Below are 9,240 nucleotides of genomic sequence, written 5' to 3'. Positions count from 1 at the left end.
TGCCGACCTGCTGGCGCCGGCCAGCGTGACCGCTCAGCCCGGCGGCGAGGCGCTGGTGGTCGCGCGCGCGGCCGGCACCGTCGTCCGCCTTGCCCACCGCCTCGGCGACACGGTGCGGGGGGGCGAGGCGCTGGCCTGGGTGGACAGCCTCGACGCCGCCGCGATGGCCGCCGACCGCAGCGTGGCCGAGGCCCACGCCGCGCTGGCGCGCAAGACCTACGCGCGCGAGCTCGATCTCTACCGCCAGGGCGTCACGCCACGGCAGGAGATGGAAGCGGCGCAGTCGGCGCTGGCCGTGGCGGAGGCCGAGGCACGCCGCGCCACGACGGTGGCGCGGGCCGTGCACGTGGCGGGCGACGGCCGCTCGGTGGCGGTGGTCAGCCCCATCGACGGCCGCGTCGCCGCCAGCCGCACCGCGCTCGGCGCCTTCGTGGCGCCGCAGGACGAACTGTTCCGCATCGCCCGCCCCGGCGCGGTGCAGGTGGAGGCCGCCGTGGCCGCGGCCGAAGTTGGCCGCATCGCGCCCGGCGACGCCGCCACCATCCTCGCCGCCGACGGCGCGCCGCTCGCCGCCACGGTGCTCGCAGTCACGCCCACCGCGAGCGGCAGCGCGCGCAGCGCGACGGTGGTGGTGGGCCCCGCCACCCCCACCGGCGCGCTGGTGGCCGGGCAAGGCGTGCAGGTGCGCCTGCACGCGCGCAGCGGCGGCGGCGGCCTCGCGGTGCCGGAGGACGCGGTGCAGAACCTCGACGGCCGCGACGTGCTGTTCGTGCGCACGGCCGAGGGCTTCCGCGCGCAGCCGGTGCGGGTGGGCACGCGCAGCGGCGGCATGGCGCAGATCGTCGACGGCGTGCGCGCCGGCGAGGCGGTCGCCACGCGCAACGCCTTCCTGGTGAAGGCCGAGATGAACAAGGGCGCCGAGGAAGAGGAATGATCGGCGCCATCCTCTCCGGCGCCGTGCGCCTGCGCTGGCTGGTGCTCTTCCTCACCGCAGTGGTGGCGGGCATCGGCGCCTGGCAGCTCGACCTGCTGCCGATCGACGTGACGCCGGACATCACCAACAAGCAGGTGCAGATCAACACGCTGGCGCCCACGCTGAGCCCGGTGGAGGTGGAGAAGCGCGTCACCTACCCGGTCGAGACGGCGCTGGCCGGCCTCGACGGCGTGGAGTCCACCCGCTCCTTCTCGCGCAACGGCTTCAGCCAGGTCACGGCGATCTTCAAGGAAAGCGCGAACCTCTACTTCATGCGCCAGCAGGTGTCCGAGCGCCTGGCGCAGGCCCGCCCCAACCTGCCCGAGGGCGTGGAGCCGCAGATGGGCCCGGTCTCCACGGGCCTGGGCGAGGTATTCCACTACAGCGTGGAATACGCCCATCCGAACGGCCAGGGCGCGCCGCGCCGCGACGGCCAGCCCGGCTGGCAGCGCGACGGCAGCTTCCTCACCGAGGAAGGCGAGCGCCTGGCCGACCGCGTCGCCCAGCTCGCCTACCTGCGCACCGTGCAGGACTGGATCGTACGCCCGCAGCTGCGCATGACGCCGGGCGTGGCCGACGTCGATTCGCTGGGCGGCTACGTCAAGCAGTACGTGGTGGAGCCCGACGCGGCCAGGCTGGCGGCCTACGGCATCTCCTACGCCGAACTGGCCGCGGCGCTGGCGGCGGCCAACGTCTCGGTGGGCGCGCACTACGTCCAGCGCTCGGGCGAGTCCTACCTGGTGCGCGCCGACGCGCGCATGCATTCGATGGACGAGATCGGCCGCGCCGTGGTCGCCAACCGCCAGGGCGTGCCGGTGACGGTGGCGCAGGTCGCCGCGGTGAAGGTGGGCGGCGAGCTGCGTTCGGGCGCCGCCAGCCGCAACGGCTACGAGACGGTGGTGGGCAGCGCGCTGATGCTGGTGGGCGCCAACAGCCGCACGGTGGCCCACGCGGTGGGCGAGAAGCTCGCGGCCATCGCCAAAACCCTGCCCGCCGGCGTGGTCATCGTGCCCACGCTGGACCGCTCGCAGCTGGTGACGGCCACCATCCGCACGGTGGCGCGCAACCTCGCCGAGGGCGCGCTGCTGGTGGTGGCGATCCTGTTCCTGCTGCTCGGCAACTGGCGCGCGGCGGCGATCGCCGCCCTGGTGATCCCGCTGTCGCTGCTGGCGAGCGCCATCGGCATGAACGCGCTGGGCATCTCCGGCAACCTGATGAGCCTGGGCGCGCTGGACTTCGGCCTGATCATCGACGGCGCCGTGATCATCGTGGAGAACGCCCTGCGCCGCCTGGCCGGGCGCCAGCACGCGCTGGGCCGCCCGCTGGAGCGCGGGGAGCGCCTGCACGAGGTGGTGGAGGCCTCGCGCGAGATGGTGCGCCCCACCGTGTACGGGCAGCTGGTGATCTTCCTGGTGTTCCTGCCCTGCCTCACCTTCCAGGGCGTGGAGGGCAAGATGTTCTCGCCCATGGTGATCACGCTGATGCTGGCGCTGGCCTCGGCCTTCGTGCTCTCGCTGACCTTCGTGCCGGCGATGGTGGCGCTGCTGGTGCGCGGCCGGGTGGCCGAGCAGGAAGTGCGCGCCGTGGCGGCGGGCAAGCGGCGCTACGGGCCGTGGCTGCGCCGCGCCGTGGCGCGGCCGCTGCCCTTCGTCGGCGCCGGGATCGCCGTGGTGCTGCTGGCCGCGCTGGCGTCCGCCCTCGTGGGCCGCGAGTTCATGCCCACGCTGGACGAGCAGAACCTCAACCTCTCCTCCGTGCGCATCCCCTCCACCTCCATCGACCAGTCGGTGGCGATCGACCTGCCGCTGGAACGGGCGGTGATGAGCCTGCCGGAGGTGCAGACGGTGTACTCCAAGGCCGGCACCGCGAGCCTCGCCGCCGACCCGATGCCGCCCAATGCGTCCGACAACTACATCATCCTCAAGCCCAGGGACCAGTGGCCGGCCGGCGTCACCACCAAGGAGCAGGTGATCGAGCGCATCCGCGCGAGGACCGCGCCGATGGTGGGCAACAACTACGACGTCACCCAGCCGATCGAGATGCGCTTCAACGAGCTGATCGGCGGCGTGCGCAGCGACGTGGCGGTGAAGATCTACGGCGACGACCTCGACGCCCTCGCCGCCAGCGCCCGGCGGATCGCCGCGGCGCTGCGCAGGACGCCCGGCGCCGCCGACGTGCGCGTGGCGCAGACCAGCGGCTTCCCCACCTTCGACCTCGCCTTCGACCGCGCCGCCATCGCGCGCTACGGCCTCACCGTGCAGGAGGTGGCCGACACCGTCGCCACCGCGCTCGCCGGCAGGAGCGCCGGGCAGATCTTCGAGGGCGACCGCCGCTTCGACGTGGTGGTGCGCCTGCCCGACGCGCAGCGCAACGACCTGGACGTGCTCGGCGCCCTGCCGGTGATGCTGCCACCGGCGGAGGACGGCCGGCGCGGCAGCGTGCCGCTGCGCGAGCTGGTGCGGTTCCGCTTCACCCAGGGCCTCAACGAGGTCAGCCGCGACAACGGCAAGCGGCGCATCTACGTGGAGGCCAACGTGGCCGGGCGCGACTTGGGCAGCTTCGTGGACGAGGCGCAGGCGCGCATCGAGCGCGAGGTGAAGATGCCGGCCGGCTCGTGGATCGAATGGGGCGGCCAGTTCCAGAACCTGCAGGCGGCCACCCAGCGGCTCGCCGTCATCGTGCCGGTCTGCTTCGTGCTGATCGCGGTGCTGCTCTACCTCGCCATCGGCAACGCCCTGCTCACCGCCACGGTGCTCACGGCGGTGCCGCTGGCGCTGGCCGGCGGCGTGTTCGCCCTGGCCCTGCGCGGCATGCCCTTCTCCATCTCCGCCGCGGTGGGCTTCATCGCCGTCTCCGGCGTGGCCGTGCTCAACGGCCTGGTGCTGATCTCGGCCATCCGCAAGCGGCTGGAACAGGGGCGCGAGGTCGCCGCCGCCGTGGTCGAAGGCGCGCTGGAACGCTTCCGCCCCGTGCTGATGACGGCGCTGGTCGCCACCCTCGGCTTCGTGCCGATGGCGCTCGCCACCGGCACCGGCGCGGAAGTGCAGAAGCCGCTCGCCACGGTGGTGATCGGCGGGCTGGTCACCGCCACCGTGCTCACCCTGTTCGTGCTGCCCGCCGTCGCCGGGCTGGTGCTGCGCCGGCAGGCGCGGCCGGTGGCCGCCGCCGAAAGCGGGCGCGAGCCGGTCGAAATCTGAGCGCCGGCAAGTTCGCGCCGGCGGCCGTGGAGGCCGCCGGCGCGAAGCGGCGCAAAGCCCTCACGGCTGCACGTCGATGCGTCCGTACAGGCCGTTCTCCTCGTCGTTGGGGCCGGCGGCGAAGAACAGCGTCTCGGTAGGCTGGTTGTTGAAGCCGTTGCCGAACTGCAGGCCCCACAGGCCCTCGATCTCCAGCGGGCGATGGTTCGAGCCGCGCAGGCTGCCCAGCGGCATGCCGCGGCGCAGGTCGAAGCCGTTGATGCGCCCGTCGCCGAAGTTGCCGATCAGCAGGGCGTTGGCAAAATCACCGAACCCGGCCGGCGCCAGCGCGATGCCCCAGGGCGCATTGAGCGGCCGGCCGGAGGCCACCCGGCGGATCAGCTGCCCGTTCGGCGTGTAGGCATCGACGAAGCCCAGCCCCGGGCCGGCCACGTCGTCCACCTTGCCCGGCCCCTGCTTGGCGTAGGTCACGTAGATGTCGCCGGCGATGGCCTGGATGCCGAAGGGCGCGAAGCCGTAGGGGATCCTCGGATCGGTGAACGCGCCCTTGGGCAGCGTCACCGGCTGGAAGCTGGCGTCGAACACGTCCACCCGGGCGTGGAAGAAGTCGGTGGCGTAGAGCAGCTGGCCGTTGCCGCCGGCGCCGAGCGCGAGCCCCTTGTAGATGGCGCCGCCGGCATAGTTGCCGCCGGCTCGCACGGCATGGGTGAGGTCCACGTTAGGCGCCCAGGCCGCGATCACGCCGTCCTCGGTGGCGAAGATGAAACGGGCGGGACCGGAGATGCCCTGCTTGCTGACCACGAAGCCGTTGGAACCGTTGTAGACGATGCCGGTGGGATTGCCGCCGGTGGCCGCCGTGGGCGTGGGAATGGCGACCACGAGCGACTGCACGTTGCCGTGGCCGTCATACAGCGTGGACAGGCCCGTACCGTTGTCGGCCACCCACACGAAGCCGAACGGGTTGAAGGCCACGCCCCAGGGGTTCACCAGGTTGGGATCGATATGGTCCGCCGACACGGCGCCGTCGGACACCAGGTTGTGCTGGACATAATTGCGCTGCATGGAGAAGCCGGCGTCGAGCGTCTGCGCGCCGGCCACGTCGAGGCCGGTCAGCGCCAAGGCGAGTGCCAGGGACGAACACAGGCGCAAGCCGGCCGAAGGCATAGTGTTCATGTGCGGACTCCTTGCGTGGGGATTAGGATGCCGGTGAACGGCATCTTGGATACCCGCGCGATCCAGGGCGGTTCAAACGGGGCGATCGAACCGAAACCGTTCCGCGGGGCATGCACGCACAGGCGGCGTTCGCCTCCGGGAGCGGCCATGCACGACAAGCAAGCTGAGGCGGCCCTCGTCGGCCGCGGCCTCTCCGCCGACGAGGAGACCATGCTGCTGGAGCGGGTGGCGGCGGAGGAAATGCGCGCCTTCGAGACGCTCTACCAGGCCTACAACCCGCGCCTGCGGCGCTTCGTCCGCGGCATCACCCGGCAGCCGGCCCTGGTCGAGGAGATCCTCGACGACACCATGATGGTGGTATGGCGCAAGGCCTATACCTTCAACCATACCTCGAAGGTATCGACCTGGATCCTGGCGATCGCCTACCGCCAGTCGCTGAAGACGCTGAGGAAGCTCGGCAAGGCGCACGACGCCGAGGCCCGCGGGCAGGACGAGGCCGTCGCCGACGGACCCGACGACGAACTGCAGCACCAGGAACTGCGCCGGCACCTGGACGCGGCGCTCGACACCCTGCCCACCGAGCAGCGCGCGGCGATGGAACTCACCTACTACCTCGGCTACAGCTGCCGCGAGATCGCCCAGATCATGGGCTGCCCGGTCGACACGGTGAAGACGCGAATGTTCTACGCGCGGCGCAAGCTCAAGGCCTGGCTGGCCTCGCGCCGGGAGGCCATATGAACGGCCGGATCGTCCGCTTCGGCGGCTCGCCCCACGCGCAGGTCGACCGCCTGCTGCCGTGGTGGGTCAACGGCACGCTGGGCGAGGAGGAACGCCTGCAGGTGGAACGGCACCTGGCCGAGTGCGCGCCATGCCGGCGCGAGGCGGCATGGCTGCACGCGCTGCAGCAAGGCTACGCCGCCGAAGAAGAAACGGCCGCCGACCTCGCGCCCTCGATGCGGCGCCTGCGCCGCCGGCTCGAAGCGGAGCGCGGCAGCGGAGCGCGGCCGTTCCTTGCCGCGCCGCGTTGGCTGGGCGGCGGCACTCGCTGGCTCGCCTGGCTCGCCGCCGCGCAGGCCGTGGCGATCCTTGCGCTCGGCGCGGTGCTTTATCGGCAGGACCGGCCACCGTCTCCCACCTACCACACGCTGGCCGCGCCCCATGGCAGCCATGCGCTGCTGGTGGTCGTGTTCGATCCGCGTCTCGACGAGGCGCAGATGCGCCGGCTGCTGCGCACCTGCGATGCGCGCATCGTGGACGGCCCGACCGAAACCGGAGCCTACCTGCTCAGCGTGCCCGACGGCGAGGCCGAATCCGCGCGCCGGATGCTGCACGAGGCGGCGGGCGTGGTGATGGTGGAGCGCCTGGACGCGGACGGACGCCGATGAGCAAACCGTGGCTGACATGGCTCGCCTGCTGCGCGCTCGGCCTCGCCGGCTGCGCGTCGCAGGGCGTGACGACCTCGGTTCCATCGCGCATGCCGGACGACGAACACGCGCTGGTGCTGGTGATGCTGCGCGTCGCCCCGCCCCACCTGCGCGCGGCCGACGACTACGCGGGCGACTACACGGCAGCGCCCGGCCAGGCCGCCCGCCGGCGCATCGCGTGGCGGCTCGCGCGCGAGTACCGCCTCGAACTCGTCGACGCCTGGCCGATGCCGGCGCTGGGCCTGGACTGCTTCGTGATGCGCACGGCGCCGGGCGTCTCGCCCGGCGAAGCCAGCCGGGCGCTGGCGCGGGATGCGCGCGTGGAATCGGCCCAGCCGATGCAGCGCTTCCACGTGCTCGGCGGCCGGGGCGACCCGCTCTATCCCCTGCAGCCGGTGGCGGCCTGGTGGCGCCTCGCCGAGCTGCATGCGCTGGCGACCGGCCGCGACGTCGGCATCGCCGAGCTGGACAGCGGCGTGGACGAGTCCAACCCGGACCTCGCTGGCCAGCTCGCGCAGCGCCGCGACTTCGTGGGCGACGGCTACCGCGCCGAGCTGCACGGCACCGCGGTCGCCGGCATCATCGTCGCGCGCATGGACAACGGGCTCGGCATCGCGGGCGTCGCCCCGCGCGCGCGCCTCTTCGCGCTGCGCGCCTGCTGGCAGACAGCGGCGGACGACATGGCCGCGGCCTGCAACAGCTTCACGCTCGCCAAGGCGCTGCACTACGCGCTGGAGCAGCGCGTGCGGATCCTCAACCTCAGCCTGGCGGGGCCGCGCGACCGCCTGCTGGAGCGCCTGCTCGACGTCGCCCTGGCGCGCGGCGTCGCCGTGGTCGGTGCCGTGGACGAGGCCACCGCCGACGGCGGCTTCCCGGCCTCCCATCCCGGCGTGCTGGCGGTCGCCGGCGAGCGCGCCGGGCCGGCCTTCGACGGTGCCCTGCACGCGCCCGGTGCCGACATTCCAACGACCCGGCCCGGCGCGCGCTGGGGCCTGGTGGCGGGCTCGTCGTTCGCGGCGGCCGAGGTCAGCGGGCTGGTCGCCCTGCTGCGCGAACTGTCGCCCGGCCTCTCGCCCGCCCAGCTGCGCGACGCCCTGGGCCCGCGAACTGAGCTAGGCTTGGCGGCGAGGCGGCCGACGATGATCGACGCATGCGCGGCGCTGGCGCGAGCGAGCAAGGCTTGCACCTGCGGCTGCGCCACGGCAGGGGCTTCCACATCGGTGCCGCGCCAATGAGAGCGCCCCGTGTTACGAGCCGCCATGGCAGTGGGTATCGCCCTGTTCGCGACGGGCGCGCGGGCCCAGGCCAGCGGCAAGGCCATGCTGGTTTCCGACTACCGCTTCCGCGGCGTGTCGCTCAGCGACGAGCGGCCCGCCGTCCAGGTGGCGCTCGGCTACGACCCGCCGGCGCGCGGCTGGTACGCCGGCGGCGTGCTCTCGAGCGTACGGTTGGAACGGCGCCCCGGCGCGCAGCTGGCCGGCTACGCGGGCTACGCCTGGCGTGCGACGCCCGACCTCAGCTGGGAAGTCGGCTCGACCTACACCCGCTTCAGCGGGCGCGACGCCTACGCCTATGCGGAAGCCTATGCCGGCTTCACCTACCGGCGCCTCGTCGGCCGGGTGTACTACGCGCCCGATTACTTCCACGCCGGCACGCCGGCGCTGTATGCCGAGTTGAACGCCAGCCGCGCGCTCGGCACGCAGTGGTATGTGTTCGGGCACCTGGGCTACCTGCGCCGCCGCGGCGCGGTGGACGAGCACAGGGACCGCGCCCGTATCGACCTGCGGCTGGGGCTCGGCCTCACGCTCGCGGCCTGCACCGTCCAGCTGAGCTGGACAGCGGTGCAGGCTTCGAACGGGAGCGACTACGCCTTCGGCTACCCCGTCGGGCGGGGCGCGAGCCGCGAGGCCTGGGTGCTCGGGGTTTCCTATGCCTGGTGAGGGGGCCTGGTGAGGAGGCCTGGTGAGCGGGAATGGCCGATGCCGCCGCTCCTGGTGATGCCGCCGCCCCTGGACGGCGCGCTGGGGCGATGGAGTGCGTCTTGCGCTAGCCATGGGCGTGCAGGAACGCGGCGACTGCGCTCTTGCTCGCCACTCTTACTCGTCAGTGCCGCACATCTGGATTGAACTGAAGCGCTTGTCGCAATCGGGCCGGCCGTAGGCCGGGGGTTTCGCTCATCTACCGATGAGCGAGCTACTTTCTCTTGCTTGCCCAAGAGAAAGTAGCCAAAGAGAACGGCCCCCCGATGCGGCGCCCGCCGAGCTGCGCTCGACGGGTGCCTGAGACTCGGCCGGGCTTTTCGACAGGACCTCCTTGTCCTGTCGAAAAGGAGTCGGCATCCATGCCGACTCCCCCCTGCGGGGGCCTGATCGTCCGAGCCTCACCGCCGCATAGGGGACCCCAAGAGCAAAGTGCGAAAAGCTCGCACCTTCGGCGCTCGCGCAGCGAGTGCTAAGAGTGCGTGCATGGATGC

At 72.5% G+C, this 9,240-nt stretch carries 7 protein-coding genes; 6 read left to right on the top strand and 1 reads right to left on the bottom strand.

What is annotated here, in order from left to right; genetic code table 11:
- Both ACH65_RS06275 and ACH65_RS06270 read left to right on the top strand, forming a co-directional pair.
- A partial coding sequence (locus tag ACH65_RS06275; protein WP_049621732.1) for an efflux RND transporter periplasmic adaptor subunit occupies window positions 1–934 on the top strand: 934 nt, incomplete at its 5' end.
- On the top strand, window positions 931–4,170 hold the full coding sequence (locus tag ACH65_RS06270; RefSeq protein WP_049621731.1) for a CusA/CzcA family heavy metal efflux RND transporter: 3,240 nt from the start codon (window positions 931–933) through the stop codon (window positions 4,168–4,170). The genes ACH65_RS06275 and ACH65_RS06270, both read left to right, overlap by 4 nt.
- Before the next feature lie 60 nt (window positions 4,171–4,230).
- Here the strand turns inward: ACH65_RS06270 and ACH65_RS06265 are convergent, their stop codons facing one another.
- Window positions 4,231–5,343: a TIGR03118 family protein gene (locus ACH65_RS06265; RefSeq protein ID WP_053096187.1), complete on the bottom strand. Its 1,113-nt coding sequence runs from the start codon at window positions 5,341–5,343 to the stop codon at window positions 4,231–4,233.
- A gap of 147 nt (window positions 5,344–5,490) precedes the next feature.
- Here ACH65_RS06265 and ACH65_RS06260 point away from each other — a divergent pair, with 147 nt between their 5' ends.
- From ACH65_RS06260 to ACH65_RS06245, 4 genes are read left to right on the top strand one after another with little or no spacing between them, the layout of a single operon-like run.
- Complete coding sequence (locus ACH65_RS06260; RefSeq protein ID WP_049621730.1) at window positions 5,491–6,081, top strand: RNA polymerase sigma factor; 591 nt, start codon at window positions 5,491–5,493, stop codon at window positions 6,079–6,081.
- Window positions 6,078–6,728 carry a zf-HC2 domain-containing protein gene (locus tag ACH65_RS06255; protein ID WP_049621729.1) on the top strand — a complete coding sequence of 217 codons (651 nt, stop codon included), beginning with the start codon at window positions 6,078–6,080 and terminating at the stop codon, window positions 6,726–6,728. The genes ACH65_RS06260 and ACH65_RS06255 overlap by 4 nt, the downstream gene beginning before the upstream one ends.
- Entirely contained in the window at window positions 6,725–8,002 is a 1,278-nt protein-coding gene (locus tag ACH65_RS20255; RefSeq protein WP_053096185.1) for a S8 family peptidase, read from the top strand. The genes ACH65_RS06255 and ACH65_RS20255 overlap by 4 nt, the downstream gene beginning before the upstream one ends.
- 24 nt (window positions 8,003–8,026) lie before the next feature.
- Entirely contained in the window at window positions 8,027–8,707 is a 681-nt protein-coding gene (locus ACH65_RS06245) for a TorF family putative porin (RefSeq protein ID WP_049621728.1), read from the top strand.
- Window positions 8,708–9,240 lie beyond the last annotated feature (533 nt).

This window comes from Frateuria defendens (genome assembly GCF_001182895.1).
GTDB lineage: Bacteria > Pseudomonadota > Gammaproteobacteria > Xanthomonadales > Rhodanobacteraceae > Frateuria_B > Frateuria_B defendens.
Note: the sequence above shows the minus strand (reverse complement) of the source record. Positions and strands in the feature narration are given on the sequence as shown.

Excerpts from the sequence above, each read along its gene's own strand:
- ACH65_RS06270 (WP_049621731.1), top strand. The coding sequence starts at position 931 with ATGATCGGCGCCATCCTCTCCGGCGCCGTGCGCCTGCGCTGGCTGGTG.
- ACH65_RS06265 (WP_053096187.1), bottom strand. The coding sequence starts at position 5,343 with ATGAACACTATGCCTTCGGCCGGCTTGCGCCTGTGTTCGTCCCTGGCA.
- ACH65_RS06260 (WP_049621730.1), top strand. The coding sequence starts at position 5,491 with ATGCACGACAAGCAAGCTGAGGCGGCCCTCGTCGGCCGCGGCCTCTCC.
- ACH65_RS06255 (WP_049621729.1), top strand. The coding sequence starts at position 6,078 with ATGAACGGCCGGATCGTCCGCTTCGGCGGCTCGCCCCACGCGCAGGTC.
- ACH65_RS20255 (WP_053096185.1), top strand. The coding sequence starts at position 6,725 with ATGAGCAAACCGTGGCTGACATGGCTCGCCTGCTGCGCGCTCGGCCTC.
- ACH65_RS06245 (WP_049621728.1), top strand. The coding sequence starts at position 8,027 with ATGGCAGTGGGTATCGCCCTGTTCGCGACGGGCGCGCGGGCCCAGGCC.